Source organism: Phyllobacterium bourgognense (assembly GCF_003337575.1).
In the GTDB taxonomy this organism is placed as follows: Bacteria; Pseudomonadota; Alphaproteobacteria; order Rhizobiales; family Rhizobiaceae; genus Phyllobacterium; species Phyllobacterium bourgognense.
Genome location: NZ_QPJM01000006.1, coordinates 233,599 through 254,178, shown reverse-complemented (window position 1 = coordinate 254,178; position 20,580 = coordinate 233,599). Strand labels below are relative to the sequence as shown.

The 20,580-nt window shown below is 54.4% G+C and carries 24 protein-coding genes; 16 read left to right on the top strand and 8 right to left on the bottom strand.

Features of this window, described 5'->3' with window-relative positions; genetic code table 11:
* The first annotated feature begins 78 nt into the window (after nt 1-78).
* Together C7476_RS13440 and C7476_RS13435 are read left to right on the top strand one after the other, a co-directional pair.
* Complete coding sequence (locus tag C7476_RS13440) at nt 79-1,383, top strand: MFS transporter (protein WP_114430404.1); 1,305 nt, start codon at nt 79-81, stop codon at nt 1,381-1,383.
* Between the two features lie 124 nt (nt 1,384-1,507).
* Nucleotides 1,508-3,025, top strand: a complete 1,518-nt coding sequence (locus C7476_RS13435) for a helicase HerA domain-containing protein (protein ID WP_114430403.1) — start codon at nt 1,508-1,510, stop codon at nt 3,023-3,025.
* On the opposite strand, the gene C7476_RS13430 is transcribed toward C7476_RS13435, so the two are convergent.
* On the bottom strand, nt 3,026-3,727 hold the full coding sequence (locus C7476_RS13430) for an HAD family hydrolase (protein ID WP_114430402.1): 702 nt from the start codon (nt 3,725-3,727) through the stop codon (nt 3,026-3,028).
* Between the two features lie 139 nt (nt 3,728-3,866).
* On the opposite strand from C7476_RS13430, the gene C7476_RS13425 reads away from it, so the two are divergent.
* The 3 genes from C7476_RS13425 (at nt 3,867) to C7476_RS13415 (ending at nt 6,102) form a co-directional block, all read left to right on the top strand.
* Nucleotides 3,867-4,736, top strand: a complete 870-nt coding sequence (locus C7476_RS13425) for a lytic transglycosylase domain-containing protein (RefSeq protein WP_114430401.1) — start codon at nt 3,867-3,869, stop codon at nt 4,734-4,736.
* Nucleotides 4,737-5,130: 394 nt separating this feature from the next.
* Complete coding sequence (locus C7476_RS13420; RefSeq protein WP_106718536.1) at nt 5,131-5,346, top strand: cold-shock protein; 216 nt, start codon at nt 5,131-5,133, stop codon at nt 5,344-5,346.
* 345 nt (nt 5,347-5,691) lie between these two features.
* On the top strand, nt 5,692-6,102 hold the full coding sequence (locus C7476_RS13415; RefSeq protein ID WP_112530760.1) for a BA14K family protein: 411 nt from the start codon (nt 5,692-5,694) through the stop codon (nt 6,100-6,102).
* A 48-nt stretch (nt 6,103-6,150) separates the two neighbouring features.
* Here C7476_RS13415 and C7476_RS13410 read toward each other — a convergent pair whose 3' ends face one another.
* The 3 genes from C7476_RS13410 to C7476_RS13400 all read right to left on the bottom strand — a co-directional run bounded on the left by C7476_RS13410 (nt 6,151) and on the right by C7476_RS13400 (nt 8,256).
* Nucleotides 6,151-6,798: an MBL fold metallo-hydrolase gene (locus tag C7476_RS13410; protein WP_114430471.1), complete on the bottom strand. Its 648-nt coding sequence runs from the start codon at nt 6,796-6,798 to the stop codon at nt 6,151-6,153.
* Between the two features lie 121 nt (nt 6,799-6,919).
* Nucleotides 6,920-7,231, bottom strand: a complete 312-nt coding sequence (locus tag C7476_RS13405; protein ID WP_114430400.1) for a hypothetical protein — start codon at nt 7,229-7,231, stop codon at nt 6,920-6,922.
* Between the two features lie 134 nt (nt 7,232-7,365).
* Nucleotides 7,366-8,256 (bottom strand): branched-chain amino acid aminotransferase, encoded by an 891-nt coding sequence (locus tag C7476_RS13400; RefSeq protein ID WP_114430399.1) that lies wholly within the window; start codon nt 8,254-8,256, stop codon nt 7,366-7,368.
* A 249-nt stretch (nt 8,257-8,505) separates the two neighbouring features.
* Between C7476_RS13400 and C7476_RS13395 the strand changes: the two genes are divergently transcribed.
* The 3 genes from C7476_RS13395 (at nt 8,506) to C7476_RS13385 (ending at nt 11,215) form a co-directional block, all read left to right on the top strand.
* On the top strand, nt 8,506-9,009 hold the full coding sequence (locus C7476_RS13395) for a MarR family winged helix-turn-helix transcriptional regulator (protein WP_114430398.1): 504 nt from the start codon (nt 8,506-8,508) through the stop codon (nt 9,007-9,009).
* A gap of 55 nt (nt 9,010-9,064) precedes the next feature.
* Nucleotides 9,065-9,763 carry a response regulator gene (locus C7476_RS13390; protein WP_425373978.1) on the top strand — a complete coding sequence of 233 codons (699 nt, stop codon included), beginning with the start codon at nt 9,065-9,067 and terminating at the stop codon, nt 9,761-9,763.
* A 156-nt stretch (nt 9,764-9,919) separates the two neighbouring features.
* Entirely contained in the window at nt 9,920-11,215 is a 1,296-nt protein-coding gene (locus C7476_RS13385) for an ATP-binding protein (protein ID WP_425373984.1), read from the top strand.
* On the opposite strand, the gene C7476_RS13380 is transcribed toward C7476_RS13385, so the two are convergent.
* Nucleotides 11,212-11,532, bottom strand: a complete 321-nt coding sequence (locus C7476_RS13380) for a ribbon-helix-helix domain-containing protein (protein WP_114430396.1) — start codon at nt 11,530-11,532, stop codon at nt 11,212-11,214. The genes C7476_RS13385 and C7476_RS13380 overlap by 4 nt on opposite strands.
* Nucleotides 11,533-11,753: 221 nt before the next feature.
* On the opposite strand from C7476_RS13380, the gene C7476_RS13375 reads away from it, so the two are divergent.
* The 3 genes from C7476_RS13375 (at nt 11,754) to C7476_RS13365 (ending at nt 14,432) form a co-directional block, all read left to right on the top strand.
* A complete protein-coding gene (locus C7476_RS13375) occupies nt 11,754-12,149 on the top strand; it encodes a VOC family protein (RefSeq protein WP_114430395.1) in 396 nt (131 codons plus the stop codon).
* 96 nt (nt 12,150-12,245) lie between these two features.
* The gene (locus tag C7476_RS13370) at nt 12,246-12,818 is read left to right on the top strand and encodes a gluconate 2-dehydrogenase subunit 3 family protein (RefSeq protein WP_114430394.1); all 573 of its coding nucleotides are present in this window, start codon (nt 12,246-12,248) and stop codon (nt 12,816-12,818) included.
* A gap of 42 nt (nt 12,819-12,860) precedes the next feature.
* Nucleotides 12,861-14,432: a GMC family oxidoreductase gene (locus C7476_RS13365; protein WP_114430393.1), complete on the top strand. Its 1,572-nt coding sequence runs from the start codon at nt 12,861-12,863 to the stop codon at nt 14,430-14,432.
* A gap of 77 nt (nt 14,433-14,509) precedes the next feature.
* Here the strand turns inward: C7476_RS13365 and C7476_RS13360 are convergent, their stop codons facing one another.
* Together C7476_RS13360 and C7476_RS13355 are read right to left on the bottom strand one after the other, a co-directional pair.
* A complete protein-coding gene (locus C7476_RS13360; RefSeq protein ID WP_425373983.1) occupies nt 14,510-14,875 on the bottom strand; it encodes a tRNA-binding protein in 366 nt (121 codons plus the stop codon).
* On the bottom strand, nt 14,872-15,372 hold the full coding sequence (locus C7476_RS13355) for a type III secretion system chaperone family protein (protein WP_112530758.1): 501 nt from the start codon (nt 15,370-15,372) through the stop codon (nt 14,872-14,874). The genes C7476_RS13360 and C7476_RS13355 overlap by 4 nt, the downstream gene beginning before the upstream one ends.
* Nucleotides 15,373-15,866: 494 nt before the next feature.
* On the opposite strand from C7476_RS13355, the gene C7476_RS28145 reads away from it, so the two are divergent.
* On the top strand, nt 15,867-16,040 hold the full coding sequence (locus tag C7476_RS28145; RefSeq protein ID WP_181872429.1) for a hypothetical protein: 174 nt from the start codon (nt 15,867-15,869) through the stop codon (nt 16,038-16,040).
* Between the two features lie 69 nt (nt 16,041-16,109).
* Here C7476_RS28145 and C7476_RS13350 read toward each other — a convergent pair whose 3' ends face one another.
* The gene (locus C7476_RS13350) at nt 16,110-16,427 is read right to left on the bottom strand and encodes an accessory factor UbiK family protein (RefSeq protein ID WP_114430391.1); all 318 of its coding nucleotides are present in this window, start codon (nt 16,425-16,427) and stop codon (nt 16,110-16,112) included.
* Nucleotides 16,428-16,595: 168 nt separating this feature from the next.
* On the opposite strand from C7476_RS13350, the gene lgt reads away from it, so the two are divergent.
* The 4 genes from lgt to C7476_RS13330 all read left to right on the top strand — a co-directional run bounded on the left by lgt (nt 16,596) and on the right by C7476_RS13330 (nt 20,537).
* Nucleotides 16,596-17,447, top strand: a complete 852-nt coding sequence (gene lgt / locus C7476_RS13345; RefSeq protein WP_114430469.1) for a prolipoprotein diacylglyceryl transferase — start codon at nt 16,596-16,598, stop codon at nt 17,445-17,447.
* A complete protein-coding gene (locus C7476_RS13340) occupies nt 17,444-18,526 on the top strand; it encodes a class I SAM-dependent methyltransferase (protein ID WP_114430390.1) in 1,083 nt (360 codons plus the stop codon). The genes lgt and C7476_RS13340 overlap by 4 nt, the downstream gene beginning before the upstream one ends.
* Before the next feature lie 63 nt (nt 18,527-18,589).
* On the top strand, nt 18,590-19,381 hold the full coding sequence (gene pgeF / locus C7476_RS13335; RefSeq protein ID WP_114430389.1) for a peptidoglycan editing factor PgeF: 792 nt from the start codon (nt 18,590-18,592) through the stop codon (nt 19,379-19,381).
* A gap of 4 nt (nt 19,382-19,385) precedes the next feature.
* Entirely contained in the window at nt 19,386-20,537 is a 1,152-nt protein-coding gene (locus tag C7476_RS13330; protein WP_114430388.1) for a M24 family metallopeptidase, read from the top strand.
* Nucleotides 20,538-20,580: the final 43 nt, after the last annotated feature.

Sequence of the window (20,580 nt, the reverse complement as noted above, 5' to 3'; positions counted from 1 at the left end):
TTGTCATCATCAATAGTCAACAATGATGATGACTGTCATCTAACTAGCGCGGATTCCCACTTCTCCGAAAGATAATCCATGATCTCCTCCTCGCTTGCCGCTTCGCTTGCCCGTCGCAATATTCATTATAGCTGGGTCGTCATAGCCGTAACGTTTCTTACGATGCTCGTCACTGCCGCAGCCGTTGGAGCGCCTGGTGTACTGATCGTTCCGCTGGAGAAAGAGTTCGGGTGGGAAACCGAGCAAATAGCCACTGCATTTTCGATCAGGCTCTTGTTGTTTGGCTTCATGGGGCCGTTTGCAGCGGCCTTCATGAATTATTTTGGTGTCAGGAAAGTGGTCTGCGTGGCGCTGGTGCTGATCACAGCCGGCCTGTTCGCCTCCTTGGCCATGACGGAAATCTGGCAACTCATTCTCTTGTGGGGCGTGGTCGTTGGCTTCGGTACCGGATTGACCGCCATGGTTCTGGGCGCCACCGTCGCCGCCCGCTGGTTTACCGAGCGCCGTGGCTTGGCTTTGGGAATGCTCACCGCAAGCTCGGCTACGGGTCAGTTGGCATTCATGCCGCTCATGGCTTCTCTCAGTGAAAACTACGGCTGGCGCACGGCAATCATGCTGATTTGTGCTCTATTGTTAGTTGCTGTCACGGCAGTCTTCTTCCTAATGCGCGACAGGCCTGCAGATATCGGTCTGCCTGCCTATGGAGACAAGGAGATCACACCCGTTCCGCCCATTATCGGCGGGCTAATGTCTCTCATCACCATGCCACTGCTCGCTCTGAAGGAAGCGTCGCGCTCGAGCACGTTCTGGGTGCTTTTCGCCACGTTTTTCGTTTGCGGTGCGAGTACCAACGGCCTTGTAGGCACGCACTTCGTCGCCATGTGCGGAGATTTCGGCATGGTCCCCGTAGTGGCTGCCAGCGTCTTGGCCATGATGGGATTCTTTGATTTCTTCGGCACTATTGGTTCAGGCTGGCTCTCGGACCGTGTAGACAACCGTTGGCTGCTTTTTTGGTACTATGGACTGCGCGGCCTCTCACTACTGTATTTGCCCTACTCCAATTTTTCGTTTTACGGCCTGTCCCTGTTTGCCATGTTCTATGGTCTCGACTGGATTGCCACAGTGCCCCCGACTGTCAAATTGGCAACCGATCGTTTCGGACGTGAAAAGGCTGGATTGATATTTGGCTGGGTTTTTGCCGGACACCAGTTGGGTGCAGCCTCGGCAGCCTATGGTGGCGGCTTTGCCCGTACCGAATACCAAACTTATATGCCTGCATTTTTCGTTGCGGGGATTCTCTGCCTTATTGCAGCGCTGCTGGTGCTGACGCTGAGTAAACATAGCAAGACAAACATGATGCCAGAGCCGGTGCCAGCCGAATAGCTGATCAATTCACCTGTGAGTTTTCCAACGACCGAGCGCATATCCTCCACGCGGCATGGCAAACAATGCTAAGTGATTTTGCGCATTATATCGCGCGCAGAATCACTTGAACGCTGGAGAGATGATGAAGGTCGATATCGACATGGGAGCGGCGTCAGCCGGCGCAAAAGCCATGCTCGATCTGGAAGAGCTGCTGGCAACCCGCCTGCTCGTCCAGGGCAATTCGGGTTCAGGCAAATCGCATCTGCTGCGCCGCCTGCTCGAACAAAGTGCGCAGTGGGTACAGCAATGCGTCGTCGATCCGGAGGGCGATTTCGTTACGCTGGCCGATAAGTACGGCCATGTGGTTGTCGATGGTGCGCGGACCGAGAGTGAACTCACGCGCATCGCGGCGCGAATTCGCCAGCACCGCGTTTCCGTCGTGCTTGATCTGGAAGGACTGGATGTTGAACAGCAGATGCGCTGTGCCGCGGCCTTTCTCGGTGGCCTATTCGACGCAGAACGCGACTACTGGTACCCGATGCTCGTCGTTGTCGACGAAGCCCAGCTTTTTGCACCGGCGGTTGCCGGAGAGGTTTCAGACGAAGCCCGCAAACTATCGCTCGGTGCCATGACCAACTTGATGTGCCGTGGCCGCAAACGTGGTCTTGCCGGTGTCATCGCTACACAGCGCCTCGCAAAACTCGCCAAGAATGTTGCGGCTGAAGCATCGAATTTCCTGATGGGCCGAACTTTCCTCGATATCGACATGGCGCGCGCCGCAGATCTTCTTGGAATGGAGCGGCGGCAGGCTGAACAGTTCCGTGATCTCGCAAGGGGCCATTTCGTGGCGCTCGGCCCCGCTCTATCGCGTCGCCCGTTGGCTGTTACCATTGGACCAGTAGAGACATCTGCCCGTTCGGCGAGCCCGAAGCTCACTCCGTTGCCGCAGCCGGGCGAAGATGCGCGCGACTTGATTTTCACACCAGCGCCCGAAGAGCGCCGGGTGGTTGTTCGGCGCGCAGTGGTGCCCCCCACCTCCACACCGACAGCTGATATTTTGAGCCAGCTCACCCAGACCCAATTTGTGTCTGCGGCGGAAACGCCAGCACCGACACTGTTTCCCGAGATTGACGAGACCGAGCGCAATGGCATGATCAACACGATTATGCATGAAATGCTCAACGACCCCGATGCATCTTTTCGCACGGATGCGGTCCTCTACCAGGATTTTCTCGTTCGTTGCCGCATTCGCCGCGTCCTGGGTGATCCTCTTTCTCTGCCGGCGTTTCGCCGCAATCTTGCGGTCGCACGAGCTGGCATTGACGGAGAGACTGCGCAAGGCGAGCCGTGGCAGCAGGCGCTTGAACTTTCAAAGGGCCTGCCGGATGATGTTCAAGGTGTGTTCTTTATCGTCGCGCAGGCCGCGGTTACCGGCAGTCCTTGCCCTTCAGACGCAACATTGGCCCGCGCCTACGGCACCCATTCGGCACGACGCGCACGACGGCTTCTCACGTATTTCGAAGAACAAGGGCTCGTTGTAGTGCGCACCGATTTTACCGGCAATCGTGTGGTCGCGTTTCCGGATCTTGGCTGTGAGACTGGCCCGGGCGATCCGAACGGTCCGGATGAAGGCGTGCAGGAACAACACGCCGCTGAATAATCAGCCAATCTCCCGCAGAAGCGGCGGCAACTCCCCCAAATGTTCAATCTGACGGAAACGAGTTGCGCCAATTGGCGCTTCGACATGTTCGAGCGCCCAGGTCAGCTCGTGCGGTACAAACACGCCCCAGCTGCCTGCTTCGATTGCCGGGACAACATCCGATTTTAGCGAGTTACCGATCATCATACTCCGGGTCGCACCATCTCCGTGGCGCTTGAATATTCGCTCATAGGTGGTGGTATCCTTGCTGCTTACAATTTCAACCGCATCGAAAAAATCACCAAGGCCCGATTGCGCCAGTTTGCGCTCCTGATCGAACAGATCTCCTTTGGTTATCAGGACGAGCCTGTATCGCTCAGTTAGTTGCGCAAGAGTTTCCCGAACCTGGGGCAAGGTCTCTACCGGATGACGCAGCATTTCCCGACCTGCCGCCAGAATTTCTGCGATAACTGAGGCAGGCACATTGCCTTCGGAAACTTCAAGCGCTGTTTCGACCAAGGAAAGGGTGAACCCCTTGATGCCGAAACCATAAAGATCAAGATTTCGTTTTTCCACGGCGAGCAACCGGTCGGAAAGGTCGGTCGTGTCTACATGAGGCGCCAATAGACTGGCGAACTGACCTTCGGAGGTTCGGAAGAACTGCTCGTTTTGCCAAAGCGTATCGTCAGCGTCGAAACCGATTGTGGTGATGGAGAGAGACATGGGCGTGTTCACTTGTTCTTCGTCAACATCGTCATGCAATGTTTACCGGATTGATGAAATCAGTGGCGGGTGTCTTTTGTTAGAAATATGGCTGTGCATTATGCCTATATGCTAACGCATCAAGGGGATCGGCAACAGGGTGTATTGGTTCAGACAACTCGGCATCGTTGCAGCACTCCTGCTACTGACATCGCTAAGTGCATTGGCGGCCGATAATCCGTCGGTTTCTGTACCCGCGAAACCGCCAACACCAACGGTGGCCCAGATTTGCGCAGCCATAGCGACCAATGCTGATGGACATGGCGTTCCGCGTGACTTCTTCGCCAGACTCATCTGGAAAGAGAGCCGTTTCGACGCCCAGGCAACGAGTCCGGTTGGCGCGCAAGGCATCGCGCAGTTCATGCCCGGTACCGCAAAGGAGCGAAATCTCGAAGATCCGTTCGACTTTGCCAAGGCTCTTCCAGCTTCCGCTGCGTTGTTGAAGGATCTGCGGACAGCATTTGGCAATTGGGGGCTGGCTGCTGCTGCCTATAATGCGGGACCAACACGGGTGTCCAAATGGTTATCAAGCGGTGGTTTCCTCCCACTCGAAACGGAAGAATATGTTCTGGATATAACGGGAAAGTCGGCTGACGACTTTGCCGCCGGTACCGAAATATCGGCACAACCGTTAAACGCCAAATTGACCTTCGATGCTGCTTGCCGGAAGCTGCCGATTGTTCGCTTTGCAACCGTCGCGATGGCCCAAATCAAACCAAAGCCCTGGGGAATCCAAATTGCCGGCAACTTTCGCCGCGCCGCAGCCGTGGGACAGCTTCAGCGCCTACGTCGCGCCTTTCCGGCGATCCTCGACAAACATGAAGCCGTTATCAGCCGAAACCGCACAGCCATGGGACGCCGTGGCATCTATGCCGTGCGTATAGGCGCCGACAATCGCGGCGAAGCCAATCAAATCTGTTCGCAACTCCACAGCGCGGGTGGCGCCTGCATCGTCCTGCGTAATCGATAAAGCTAAAAGAAAAGCGGCGATTTGAACTTGCGTGTCGTGATCTCGATAGGTGCTGGTGGACGAATGCCAAGCGAAATTTCCTACCCCCAAGTATGTAGGTTGCAAAGCCGTTCGATATAGTCGTCCAAATGGTAGAAAAACTTTTGCTTGCCAAAAAACACTTATTCTAGCAGTCTCAAAGCGTTCGGGCATTTGCGAACACTGGAAGACTGGAAGAACGGCGCGCCGGAACCGCAAGAATACCGGGCCGGGAGTAATCCCGGCAATGATCGGCTCCTTTCCTGAATTCGAGAACTGCCTGCATGATCTCCGTTGAACGTATCTTACTGAAAACGGCACTACCAATCCCGCAAACCCGGAGGGGAACGCGGTAAGTAAGGAAAAGGAACTGAGCATGGCACAGACCGGTACGGTCAAATTCTTCAATAGCGAAAAAGGCTTTGGCTTTATCAAACCGGATGATGGCGCGGCGGATATTTTCGTTCATATTTCCGCCGTTCAGGCATCCGGACTCACAGGTCTCGCAGACAATCAGAAGGTCTCCTTCGATACGGAGCCTGATCGTCGTGGCAAGGGACCAAAGGCCGTAAACATCGCGGTCACTGAATAGTTCTAGCGGCTGGAGCCGCCAGCGATCCCCGGCAGAAGTCGGGGGTTTATGCTTGGGCATGCCGCGACAGAGTTCACTCTGCCGCTGAGTGGAGTGCGTCATACCTCCATGTGGTGCTTGCGATTGCAATCGTGCCTTTTTCCCGCCTCGGATTTGCTAAAATTGTATGTGCTTCTTCCCTCGTCAGGATGGCGGTGGAACGAATTCGCACGAGTGCCGTTCAGCTTGCATTCATTCTGAAGCGAATAAAACAGACTACCGCTGGAGCTCCCATGGATTCCAGCCAATATCGAGATCAGGCGACGCCGAAAAGCACTCGCCAAGGATGCTTCAAAGGAGGCACAAATGAACAAGGGTATGAAGATTGCCATTCTTGCAACCGCTGCATTTGCGACGGTCGCGGTTCCTCTGACATCGGCCTCGGCCGACAGCTGGCGTGGCGATCGGTACCGTCATCGCTATCATGACAATAACAGCGACGCATGGGCGGCCGGCGCAGTTGGCCTTGCAGCAGGCGCTTTGCTTGGCAGCGCACTTGCCCAACCGGCTGAGCCGATATATCGGGATTATGATGACGGCTACTACCGTCGCCCTGTGCGGGTCTATCGTGAAGTAGCCCCTCGTTACTACGGCGGCGCACAGCCCTGGTCACCTTCATGGTATCGCTATTGTGCCGACCGCTATCGCTCGTTCAATCCGGAGACGGGTACATTCCGCGGTTACGATGGACGCGACTATTTCTGCAACGCCAACTGATTTGCAATCATTCGCGTTTGACGAGCCGCCGGTCATCCGGCGGCTTTTTTATGCTTCATTCAAGAATGGGTTGGTGCGGCGTTCTTCGCCAAAGCGGCCTCCGGGGCCATGTCCGCAGATGAAACCGATGTCATCACCGAGCGGCAAGAGCTTGGTCTTGATGGAGTTGATCAGGGCGGCATGATCGCCGCCTTCAAGGTCTGTTCGCCCCACCGAACCATTGAAGAGCACATCCCCAACCTGTGCAAATTTCGCCGCCCTGTTAAAATAAACGACATGGCCGGGTGCATGACCCGGACAATGTAATACTTCGAAGATATGCGATCCGAAAGATACGGTATCACCGTCCTTCAGCCAGCGATCCGGCACACAATTGCGGACCTTGTCTGTGATGCCATATTTCAGTGCCTTGGATACAAGGCTGTCCAACAGAAACCGATCGGCCTCATTTGGCCCGATAATATTGACCTCAAGCGCATCCTTCATATCCATTGCACCGGCAGCGTGATCGATATGCCCGTGTGTAATCCAGATTGCCTCTACCGTGATGCCATTTGAACGGATGGCATTCAATATTTGATCGTTGTCGCCGCCCGGATCAACGAGCACGCCATGCTTGTCCTCGCTGTCAAAAAGGATCGTGCAATTCTGCTGGAAGGCCGTGACGGGAATAATACCGGCCTGCAATTGTCCCATGTTACCAAACCCTGTGCGATACATTACTTGGATCAATATGTAGGACAATAACGACTCAAATGAAAAGGGCGGCCGTGTGCCGCCCTAGAAAAACAGTTGATTTCGTTGTTGATGATATCGATCAGGCCTTTGCCATCGAATTCTTGATGAAGCCGACGATTGCAGTCAAGATGATACCACCGACACCACCGCCGGCTATCTGACCGATGATCGATCCGATATCAAGCCCGGAGGACGCCGCTGCATTTGCTACCACCTCGGCACCGCCGGCGCCAAGGAATTGCGTCAGGTAACCACCAACAAGGCCGCCGATACCACCAGCAACTGTGTTTCCGGTCGTACCTAGACTCAGGTTTTTTAGAAGACCGCCGACAATATTTCCGCCGACACCACCCGAGATAAGCTGGATAATAATAGGAAGAAGCGCTTCCATGATTGTACCCCGTCAACGTTTCATGCCAGACTCATGCCTGACATGCATCATGATGACTAAGTTTTAATCAATGTCAAACAACTTGATACCTCATAGCGCAGGTATCAAGTTCACTTCTTCGTTTTGTCCAGCTGTTACTCAGCTGCGGCTTTCTTTGGCATTACTTCTGCTGCGTAATCATTCATCAGATTAGCTGCGATCTCGCCAACGGTGAAACGGTAAGAGCCAATTTCCGCCACCGGCGTAACTTCCGCGGCTGTCCCCGTCAGGAAGCATTGCTCGAAAGCCTCCAGTTCTTCGGGCATGATAACACGCTCGACAACTTCATAACCGCGGCGCTTTGCCAAATCGATGACTGTCCGGCGCGTGATGCCATCAAGGAAGCAATCGGGGATCGGCGTATGGATAACTCCGTCCTTGACGAAAAACACGTTCGCGCCAGTTGCTTCAGCAACTTGTCCACGCCAATCGAGCATTAGTGCGTCAGCATACCCCTTTGCCTCCGCCGCATGCTTGGAAATCGTGCATATCATATATAGACCGGCTGCCTTGGATTTCGATGGCGCGGTTTTTGGGTCAGGACGGCGATATTCCGCGAGATCCAGGCGAATGCCCTTGAGCTTCTGGGCCGGATCGAAATAACTTGGCCACTGCCAGATAGCGATGGCAACGTTGATCTTGTTTGCTTGGGCAGAAACGCCCATTGACTCACTACCGCGCCAGGCCACAGGCCGGATATAGGCATCCTGGAAGCCTTGTTTGGCCAATAGTTTGCGGCTCGCGTCATTCAGTTCTTCAATGGCATAAGGTATTTTGAAGCCAAGAATGCGTGCTGACTCATGCAAACGCTCGGTGTGCTCGTTGAGTTTGAATATCTCGCCGCCATAAGCCCGCTCACCCTCAAAAACCGAACTGGCATAATGCAAGCCATGGGTAAGCACATGGACCTTTGCGTCCGCCCAGCGAACGAATTCGCCGTTCATCCAGATATAACCTTCAAGCTGGTCGAATGGAACGGATGCCATGTTTTCCTCCAGGCGTTTGATTCCTGATAATTTTGCGGGTCTGATGTGTCCGCCAACTGGTCCCGATTACCAATTGGTGTACCATTGCCCACCAACACAATAAGCGGTTGAATGAGAAAAATGTCTCAGACACGCCTATCGGCTTTGCGGTTAATTCAAAATGTGGCCAACAGCTTGTCAAAAATTATCAGCAGTCTAAAATTAAGTCAACAAGACTGACATATTTTTCAGCAAGAGCGGGAACACTGTATGAAATCTTATACACCAGAGCGGCATATTGAGACAGCCCTCACCCAAAAAGATGCAAGCCAACTCGATATTATCGAGCTGTTTTTCTTCGCCTATCGCGACTTCACCGCTGATCCCGACATGATACTGGAAAAGCTTGAATTTGGCCGCGCGCACCACCGCGTGCTGTATTTCATCAATCGTAAGCCGGGAATGACCGTCGCGGAATTGCTGGATGTTTTGCAGATCACCAAGCAAAGCCTCGCCCGCGTGCTCAAGCAACTGATCGATACGGATCATGTGGCTCAAATTACCGGACCTCGCGACAGGCGCCAGCGCGAGCTCTATCCAACACCAAAGGGTCGCGAACTGGCGCTGGAACTAGCTGCACCGCAATCACGCCGCATTACCAGTGCATTGGAGCAGATCGGTGATACCGACCGGTCGGTGATCGAGCATTTCCTTAAGGCGATGGTGAATCCCGCTCGATGGCAGCAGATCGACAGTCTGCCGAAGGCAGGATAAAACAAGTTTTACGAAAAGGGAGGACGAATGTCCGCGAAAAAAGAGGAATACATTGGTGAGTGACGAACTGCTTTCAGACGATGCACCACACCTGCTTATTGTCGATGACGACACCCGAATTCGAAATCTACTGTCGCAGTATCTTACTGGCAGCGGTTTTCGCATTACGGTGGCTGCCAATGCCGATGAGGCTCGGCGCAAGCTGGCCGGGATCGACTATGATCTTCTGATCCTCGACGTGATGATGCCAGGAGAAAGCGGCGTCGCCCTGACCCAGTCGCTGCGTGAGGAAAAGAACGTACCAATACTCATGCTCACGGCGCTCTCGGAGACCGACAGCCGTATTACCGGTCTGGAAGCAGGCGCCGATGATTACCTGCCAAAGCCTTTTGATCCGCGCGAGCTGATCCTGCGGATCAACAACATCCTTCGGCGTGGCGCTCCGGCAACGCAAGCGAAGATTGAACAGATCGTCTTTGGACCCTACACATTCGTCATCGCGAAGCGCGAACTCAAGCGCTCAGGTGAAATGATCCGACTGACAGACCGTGAGCAGGATATAATGGCAATTTTCGCTGCACGCGCCGGTGAAACCGTCCCACGTCACGAATTAACCGGACAGGAAGGCGATGTGGGCGAGCGGACGATCGACGTGCAGATAAACCGCCTGCGCCGCAAGATTGAAAATGATCCGGCAAACCCAGTTTGGTTGCAGACGGTGCGGGGCGTCGGCTATAAACTAAGCGTGGAGTAGCGATCCGCCCATTTCAATGCGCAAGCGGATACTGGATAGATGGCACCGACGGATACCGCGAAACGCGCATTGGCAGTCAGGAAGCGCCACTGGCGGCGTCGGCGAAGTACATTGCTGGGCCCTTGGCGAAAATTCACGCGCTGGCTGGCGCACTGGATGCCCAAGCGGCTCTACGCACGCTCACTGATTATCATCATTGCTCCTATGGTCTTATTGCAATCGCTGATTGCATTTGTCTTCATGGAGAGGCACTGGCAAACCGTGACACAGCGCCTATCGACGGCCGTTGTGCGCGACATTGCCGGTATCATTGATCTCATGGAGACCTATCCTCAAGATCCAGCCTATGAAAACCTGATCCGCATTTCGCGCGAAAGACTATCGCTTAATATATCGATCCTGCCCGCCGATCCCCTGCCCGCACCTGGCCCCAAACCCTTCTTCTCAATTCTCGATAGTATTCTGAGCGAAGAGATCACCAAGCAGATCAACCGTCCGTTCTGGATCGACACGATCGGCGATTCCGATCTGGTTGAAATCCGCATCCAGCTCGACAACAAAGTCTTGCGGGTCTTTGCACGCCGCAGCCAGGCCTATGCATCCAACACGCTGATATTCCTTGTCTGGATGGCGGGTTCCGCCCTCGTTTTGCTTGCCATCGCTATCCTTTTCCTGCGCAACCAGATCAAGCCAATTCAACAGCTTGCCACCGCCGCCGATAGTTTCGGCAAGGGCCGTGCCGGCCCCCCAGATTTCAAACCGCGCGGTGCCGAAGAGGTACGCAGGGCCGGCGCAGCTTTTATCGTCATGCGCGAGCGTATTGAGCGGCAAATCGAGCAGCGCACAACGATGTTGAGTGGCGTCAGCCATGACCTGCGCACGATCCTGACCCGCTTCAAGCTCCAGCTCGCTCTCGTCGGCAACAGGGTCGACACGGAAGCTATGGAGCAGGACATCGAAGATATGCAATCGATGCTGGAGGGCTATCTCGCCTTCGCTCGCAGCGAGGCAGAGGAAGAGACCGGCACTTTCAATCTGGAGCGATTATTTGGCAAGCTGAGGGAAGAAGGTATCCTTCACGAACGCGGCTTCACGTCAAAAATCCGCGGTGAACCGGAAATACAAGTTAGGCCGAATGCGTTCTCCCGCCTGATTTCCAATCTGGTATCGAATTCGTTCCGCTACGCGAAAAACGTGTCCGTTACTGCAGATCACCGTGACGGATGGCTGACCATAACGATCGACGACGATGGGCCAGGGATACGGAAGGAGATGCGTGATGAGGTGTTCAAGCCATTCTTCCGGCTGGATGAAGCACGCAATCAGGATTCAAGCGGAACAGGACTGGGCCTAGCAATAGCACTGGATATCGCCCGCAGTCATGGCGGGGACATTATCCTCGATGAAAGCCCCGCCGGCGGCTTGAGGGCAGTTGTCAGGATTCCTGCCTAGGCTGCATGTTCGCCTATCAGGGTTTGGTTCTTCCCAACCACGGTTTCCGCGCAGGCCCGTACGCCGCGCAGGTAGAGCGCGCATGTGGTGCGAAGCATTGAGGCAAAATTCGGAATTTCTCCTTGCGCCTGCAGTGCCTCGTCGTAGAGAGTGGAGATGAACCGTGGTGTGGTCATATTCTGGCTCTCGGCGATCTCATCAAGTAGTTTCCAGAACGTTGCCTCGAGTTGAATGCTTGTCGAATGTCCGCCAATGCGCACAGAACGATTGATCTGCCGATAGCCTTGCGGATCCTGTTCTGCAAATACCTTACACATTCCAAGAACCTCCCATCCAGAGCGCCTGAATGATGCTCGCCGCCCATACGCAAAGGTGGTATTTTGCGCGTCAGTGCATCATGGGCAAAAATTATTCCGCTCGTATCGCGGTGTGGTAGCCGATTGCCACCACTTCTGTTCTCCCAAGCTCATAATCGCCGACAAGCCCTGACACTGCAACAATAGTTTTCGGGCGGCATATCGTTCGTTAGGAGGAGCTTTTGGCAAAAGCCATTCATTCCATGATCCGTGTTATCGACGAAGAGAAGTCGAGATCGTTCTATAAGTCTGCATTCGGTTTGAACGTAGCGGACAGGCTCGATTTCGACAATTTCACCCTGGTCTATTTGCGCAACAGCGAGACGGATTTCGAACTCGAGCTGACCATCAACAAGGGGCGCACCGAGCCCTACGATCTTGGCGATGGCTATGGCCATTTAGCCTTTAGCGTCGACGATCTAGACGCCGAGCACGTTCGCATGAAGGCACAGCAACTCAAGATACGCGATATCGTGGAATTCAAGCGCGAGGGCACAATGCTGGCGCGGTTTTTTTTCGTCGAAGATCCGGATGGCTACAAGATCGAGGTTTTGGAACGACAAGGCCGGTATTTGTAACACCGGCCAATGGCGTTGGAGGAACGCCATTAGCCAGCAAGGGCATCCGACGGAAATTCCCGCCGGAATGCCGATAGCAAGCAAGGGAGGAAGTCTATGGTTACCATCTTCAACCGCAAGGCGGCGGCACCTGACACGCCGGAACCAATTGAAAAACAAGGATTATCGCGACGTGATCTGTTGAAAGGCGGTACGGTCAGCCTCGGCGCCATTCTCGTCATCGGCGGCAGTTCGATAATCCATCCACAATTCGCCTGGGGTCTCGAGACATCCAATCTCAAACCAGAAACCATGGCGACCCTGATCCAGCTGGCGCGCGATATCTATCCACACGACCATATTCCGGACCGCTTCTATGCCATAGCAGTCAAGCCCTACGACGCCAAGGCAGGAGAGGACCCCAAGACCAAGAAGATGATCGAAGACGGCATTGCCGATCTAGACAACCGCGCCGGCAAGGGCGGCTATATCGGTCTTGGATGGGAAGACGACCGGCTGGCGATCCTTCGCAAAGTTGAAGACACGCCTTTCTTTCAAACCGTTCGCGGCGGGCTTGTCACCGGCCTCTACAATCAGGAGCAGATCTGGCCGCTGTTTGGTTATGAAGGCGAGTCCTATTCGAAGGGCGGCTATATCGCCCGCGGCTTCGGTGACATCGAATGGCTGTGAATAGCGCGCAATCAACGAACTTTAAGCTAATGGGAGGAAACCATGGCTGCACCTTATGATCTTAAGGACGACAGTGTCGTCGTCATCATCGGTTCTGGCGCGGGCGGCGGAACGCTCGGCAACGAACTCGCACAAAAAGGCATTGACGTCGTCATTCTGGAAGCCGGCGCCCGTCACGAATATGAAGACTTCACCAACAATGAATGGGACAGTTTCGGCCAGCTTGCCTGGGTCGACAAACGGACTACTTCCGGCGATTGGCGTGTCGCCAAGGATTTCCCCAACCTTCCCGCCTGGATCGTCAAATCCGTCGGCGGATCGACGACCCATTGGGCTGGTGCTTCGCTTCGCTTTCAGGACCATGAATTCAAGGCGCTGACCCACTACGGCAAAGTAAAAGGCGCAAGCCTGCTCGATTGGCCAATCACACTGGCAGAACTTGAACCTTATTACGCCAAAGCGGAAGACAAGATGGGCGTAACCCGCACCAATGGGATTGCAGGTCTGCCAGGCAACAATAATTTCAAAGTGCTCAAAGCTGGTGCCGACAAGCTTGGCTACAAGGAGTGCCATACGGGCAATATGGCTATCAATTCTGCCGAGCGCGACGATCGCATGTCCTGCCAGCAGACCGGATTCTGCTTCCAGGGCTGCAAGTGGGGTGCCAAGTGGTCGACGCTCTATACGGAAATTCCAAAGGGCGAAAAGACGGGCAAGCTTGAAGTTCGTCCGAACTCCATGGCCCAGAAGATCGAACACGACAAGAGCGGTAAGGTAACTGGCGTTCTCTACACGGATAAAGATGGCAAGCAGCAGTTGCAGAAGGCCCGTATCGTCGCCGTTGCCGGCAATTCGATCGAAAGCCCACGCCTATTGCTTAATTCCGAATCCAGCACGTTCCCCAATGGTCTTGCCAATTCATCCGGCCAGGTCGGCCGGAACTATATGCGCCATACGACCGGATCGGTATACGGCATATTCGAAAAGCCGGTGCACATGTATCGCGGCACGACAATGGCAGGTATTATTCGCGACGAGGCACGCCACGATCCTTCACGGGGATTTGTCGGTGGTTATGAAATGGAAACGCTGTCACTCGGGCTCCCGTTCATGGCAGCCTTTCTCGATCCCGGTGGTTGGGGACGCTCTTTCACTTCAGCGCTCGACCAATATGTGAATATGGCCGGTCTATGGATCGTTGGTGAAGACATGCCGCAGGAAGACAACCGGATCACCTTGCACAAGGGTGAGAAGGATCAGTACGGCCTCCCCATCGCCAATGTGAATTTCAGCGACCATAAGAACGATATAGCCATGCGGGATCATGCATACGAACAGGGCAAGGCTCTATACGAGGCCGTTGGCGCAACCCGCATCTTCCCGACGCCGCCTTACCCGTCAACGCATAATCTTGGAACAAATCGCATGAGCGAAAATGCCAAAGATGGGGTAGTGAACAAGCACGGCCAAAGCCACGACATCAAGAATCTGTTCGTCTCCGATGGCAGCCAGTTCACCACCGGTGGCGCGGAAAACCCGACGCTCACGATTGTCAGTCTTGCAATTCGACAAGCAGACTACATTGCCAAGGAGATGGCCGCGAAAACGATCTGATCCCGTAGAATTCTCCCGGCGGCATGACCGCTGAACCATACCATCGCATTCTGTGCGATAGTATGGTTCTCTATTGTCTAAAAGAGCTTGCCACCGTTCGGCACGGGTTTGCTGATTGCTGCAAGGACGACGGCACCTTCGTCATCTGGAAAACCCAGCGTCAACACTTCGGACATGAACGGCCCGATTTGGCGCGGCGGGAAATTGATCACGGCGATAACCTGTCGGCCGTTGAGATCTTCCAATGTGTAGTGCTTGGTGATTTGAGCTGATGATTTCTTGATCCCGATCTCGGGACCAAAATCGATCCTCAGCTTGAATGCGGGCTTGCGCGCTTCGGGAAATGTTTCGGCCTGAACGATAGTACCGACGCGGATATCCACTTTCTCGAAATCGTCAAAGGTAATTGTAGCCACGCTTGCAGTCCTGAATGATTGTCTCAGGCCGAGCCTACCGTCTCGAACAGTATACTGTCGAGCGATTCCCGGGCCGTCGAACCAGACCAGACAACGAACTGGAATGCCTGGAAATAGGTTTCGCAAGCGTCCAGCGCGCTGGAAAGCAGCACTTCGACCTGTTTGCTCGTGGGCTCTGCACCACCAGACAACAGCAGTGACTGACGATACATAACGGCACCCTCCTGCCGCCAAAGATCAAAATGTCCCATAAGAAGCTGTTCGTTGATCAACGACAGCAGGCGCATCACTTCATTGACCCGCGGCTCGCTAATCGCAATATCGAAAGCGCAGGCCAAATGGAGCGCCTCGAAATCTTCCATCCACGAGAAGGAAATCTGGTAGTCGGTCCAGCTACCCTCAACCGTTATGGCAATCTCGTCCTCTCCAGTGCGCTCGAAGGCCCACTCATTGGCGTGGGCCACATGCTCGATCACATCAACTGGATGTAAATCGCGCGCAATCTCTATTTCCAGAAGGCTCATTGCCATTACCTGCTAAATCGAATCTCGTATGAAGCTGCGGGAGCACAGCGAACCCACCCAGAAGACACCAAACGCATAGACCCAATGAACAGGCGGAACGCGCCAGCCGGGCCGCGGCAAACAAACCTTGTTAACCGCTGCATGATCGCCGAAACGAATCATGCTGTAATTTCAGTGTATTGATGCTGAGTCCGAGCGCCAGTCCCCTTTTGGTCGAATGGTGGAATGGGTGTGGACAGAAGTTCGGAAAAAGATTCACGAGCTGCCTTTAACTGACTCTAAGACAACGATTTTCGGCGATTTCCACCTGTTGATAAATACTTAAGATTTATTTTGGGGATAGGCCCAAGTAGCATCGAAATATCGGAAACCGACAACCTGTTCCCAATCTCTTTTCGTCGGCAAGCGACCAGCCAAGCGTCAAGCGCTCGTCATATCTCCGATATCCACATCATCTAGATTACCTGTATCATGCAACGCAACAGGAGGTGGACATGACAAGCGAGCCAAGTACCAAGGTAACCGCAACTCAGAAAAATGATGATGGACGGTGGTACTATGTGATTACCGTCAATCAAGAAGAGGGAAACAAGGTAGGCCCGTACGACACTCAGGAAGCGGCGATCGCTGCAGGCCAGCAAAAATTGGCGGAAGGTGGTAACGCCTGAGCACTGGAATCGAGACAAGGCTGGCAATTGCCGTTTGGATACCGAACAAGCTTCCGTGCTTGTTCGGTATCAGGCTTTCTTCGAACGACTACCGGAAGCCGCTGGCTTTTCAGGGGTGTCACTCGGCGCTTTACCCTTCTGGCCCACAAGCGCCTCCAGGGCCTCGATGCGTGCAAGCAGTGCAGTGTTTTCTGCCCTCGCCCGGATAGCCATTTCGCGCACAGCTTCAAAGTCTTCGCGCTGAACGACATCCATCGTGTTGAGCAACCGTTCGGCTTGACCGCGGAATGCGGTCTCGACTTCTCGCCGCACACCCTGAGCGGCACCCGCCGCATCGGTCACGAGCTTTGCCAGTTCATCAAGAACCCGGTTTGATCCATTGTTCATCGGCGGACACCTTTCTCGTTTCCCAATCAAATAATCGCCGCGCGGGGCGATTGCAAGCAAGTTGGCATTGGATCAGCCACGCGCAAATGTTACCGGCGGAGCAACTTGACGCTGTTCTTGCCCTCGCGCATGGTCCCGCCAAATTGAATCGCGACTATGGAGTTCCTTGTGAGCGAAATACTTCTACCGACATTTGCCGCGATCGCATTTCCCAACATCGATCCCGTAATATTTACCTTGGGTCCGCTATCGGTGCATTGGTATGGCCTCGGCTACGTGGCCGGCATTCTATTTTCCTGGTGGTACGCCAAGAAGCTGATCAGCAAGCCTCGGCTTTGGGCAAACAATACACCACCGATGAAGCCTGCGGACCTGGACGATTTCGTCCTGTGGGCAGCGCTCGGTGTCGTTCTCGGCGGGCGCATCGGCTATATATTGTTCTATGATTTTGCCCGTTATATCGCCCATCCGCTCGACATGTTCAAAGTCTGGGAAGGCGGCATGTCGTTCCATGGTGGCATGCTCGGCACTATTCTCGCCATGGTGCTCTTTGCCCGCTCACGCCGGATCAACGTCTACAGCATGCTCGATACAATTGCCGCAGGTGTGCCTGTTGGTCTCGGCCTTGTACGCGTTGCCAATTTCATCAACAGCGAATTATGGGGGCGCCCGACAGACGTACCATGGGGCATGATCTTCCCGACAGGCGGCCCGTTCGTGCGCCATCCGAGCCAGTTATACGAGGCAGGACTTGAGGGAATCATATTGTTCACAATTTTGGCTCTATTGATCTTCTACGGTCGCAAGCTGAAAAGCCCACGATTTATCGGCGGAACGTTCGTGATGCTCTACGGACTATCGCGTATTTTCGTCGAGTTTTTCCGGGAGCCGGACGCGCAACTTGGCTACCTTTATGGCGGCTGGCTAACGATGGGGATGGTGCTTTCCGTTCCCATGGTCCTCGTCGGGCTCGTGTTCATCTTGTCTGCCCGCAACCCTGAGGTGGCGACCGGACGATGAATCTCAAGCAACGCATTATCAGGCAAATCGAGGCCGATGGCCCGATCAGCGTTGCTGACTATATGGCCATGTGTCTGTTCGATCGAGACGCGGGGTACTACACAACGCGCGAACCATTCGGCAAAGACGGCGATTTCATCACGGCGCCCGAGGTTAGTCAGATGTTCGGTGAACTCGTCGGCGTCTGGTGTGTCGACACTTGGCAAGCGCTTGGGTCGCCCGACGATTTCGTTCTCTGCGAATTTGGGCCTGGACGCGGCACGCTTATGAACGATCTCATCCGTACGGCCGGCAAGATCGCACCGGGTTTTGTTGCAGCCGCTAAAATTCATATGATTGAAATCAGCGAGCGTTTGACTGAAATTCAGCAAAAGACGCTGGGGAAACACAGTAGTTCCATCGCCTGGAAAAAGAACTTTGACGATATAGCGTCAGGTCCGCTGATTACCGTCGCCAACGAGCTTTTCGATGCCATTCCCTCACGTCAATATGTGAAGACGAAAGGGCGTTTTGTTGAACGCGTACTCGCGCTCGACGCAGTGCAAAACCTTGTCTTTGCTGCCGGTTCCGGCTCGATTGATGCAACTCTGCTTCCGCCGGGTAGCGACATCGCACCGGAAGGGAGTATTTTCGAGATTGCTCCGGCCCGCAATGCCCTCATGCAGCAAATTGCAGCGCGCATTCATCGTGAGCGAGGTGCAGCGCTGTTGTTCGACTACGGACATTTGCAACAGGGCTTCGGCGATACGTTGCAAGCGCTCAGCCACCACAACTCTGTCGATGTCCTGCATATTCCCGGCGCAGCCGACCTAACCACCCATGTGGATTTTCATGCTCTTGCGCTGGCTGCACGCAGGGAAGGTTGCAAGACCAGTGCGATGACGCAAGGCGATTTTTTGCTGGCCATGGGCTTGCTTGATCGCGCCGGAGCCTTGGGCCAACACAAATCTGCGGAGCTCCAGGAACAAATTCGCCTCGACGTCGAACGGTTGGCGGACCCGGAACAGATGGGAACGTTGTTCAAGGTGCTGTGTGTGAGCGATCCGGCAACGCATGTTTTCCCATTCGAAGCGAAATGAATTCTGGCAATTGACTTCAATCGATTGCTCAACCACCATCCGCTCCCTTGAAAGGCATTCGGCATGATAACGTCAGACAAACCAGCACCGCTGCGTTCCTCCTTGCTGGGATCCCCTGAAAAAGACCGAATCGCTCATGGGTTCTTTACGCGTAAAGGCGGCGTGTCGGACGGCATTTATCGTGGCCTGAATGTGGGCAGCGGTTCAAACGACGATCAAGCTCGCGTCAAGGAAAATCGCAGGCGCGTGGCTGAATCGCTCGGAGCTGCCCTGTCACAGCTTGTCACCGTCCATCAGGTTCATTCATCTGATGTCATCACCGTTACGGCGCCGCTAAATGGGGAGAGGCCCAAAGCCGACGCTATTGTGACCGCCACTCCCGGCATTGTCATTGGCGCTCTTTCTGCCGATTGCGGTCCTATTCTTTTTGCTGACACCAAGGCGAAGGTAGTGGCCGCAGCGCATGCCGGGTGGCGCGGAGCCATCGACGGCATTCTCGAAAATACCGTTGACGCGATGATTGCACTGGGCGCACGTCGCGACCGGATCCAGGCTGTTCTCGGCCCAACAATCGGCCCCGATAATTACGAAGTGGGAGCAGAGTTCTATGAGCAGTTCGTCGGAACTGACCCCTCCTACCGGGCGTTTTTTCGCGATTCGGCCAATAGTGGTCACAAGATGTTCGACCTATGGGCCTTTATCACCACGCGGCTTGAACGTGCCGGGGTAGAAGCCTCGGGGCTTCAACAGTGCACCTACGCGGATGAGGAACAGTTTTTCTCCTACCGCCGGACGACCCACCGCAAGGAAGCTGATTACGGCCGGCAGATATCAGCTATTATGATCACGGAGTAAGAATATGGCCCTGCATTTCGAACCGGAAGAATTTGCTGCGCGCCGTGATCGGCTCATGATGGTGATGGCCGAGCAGAAGCTCGATGCGGTCTTGTTGTTTGCTCAAGAAAGCACGTACTGGCTCACCGGCTACGACACCTTTGGCTTCTGTTTCTTCCAATGCCTGGTCGTCAAGGCGGATGGCAGCAACGTGTTGATGACCCGTTCCGCCGATTTGAGACAAGCGCGGCAAACTTCGAACATCGAGAATATCCTCGTGTGGGCAGACCGAGACAACGCCAATCCCGCAGCCGATTTGCGCGAACTTCTCAATGATCTCGATCTGCTCGGTTGCCGTATTGGTATCGAATACCAGACCCATGGACTCACCGCTGCCAACGGTCGGAAGCTTGATGAACAACTCACAGCATTCGGGCAACTCGTCGACATATCAGGCATTGTCGACAAATTGCGCCTCCTCAAGAGCCCTGCCGAAATCGTCTATAGCCGCAAGGCGGCAGAACTCAGTGACGAAGCGCTCGACGCAGCGCTTAAACTTGTGAAAGCCGGCGCAGATGAAGGCGCTATACTTGCTGCCATGCAATCGGCAATTTTTGCAGGCGGCGGCGATTATCCGGCCAATGAGTTCATCATTGGCTCGGGTGAGGACGCGCTTCTCTGCCGTTACAAGTCCGGGCGACGCAAGCTTACCAAAAATGATCAACTGACTTTGGAATGGGCCGGCGTCTATCGTCACTACCACGCCCCCATGATGCGCACGATATTGACCGGCAAGGCATCGAAACGGCACCAGGAGCTTTATGACGCGGCACACGAAGCTCTTGAGGCTGTAGAAGCTGCGATGACGCCTGATTTCACTTTTGGCGATGTATTCGATGCTCACGCCAAGGTGATGGAGGCGCATGAATTGACCCGCCACCGTCTCAACGCCTGCGGCTATTCGGTTGGTGCCCGCTTCACACCTTCCTGGATGGACATGCCGATGTTTTATTCCGGGAATCCCGAACGTATCCAGCCCGATATGACCCTGTTTGCTCACATGATCATCATGGACTCCGAGAGCAATACGGCCATGACGCTGGGTCGTACCTATCTTACGACCAATGGTCAGGCGGAGCCGCTTTCCCGCCAATCTCTTGACTTGATCGTAAAATAAAACTTTTGTCTGTTTTTGCTTGTAGATGAGCACATTGGTGACT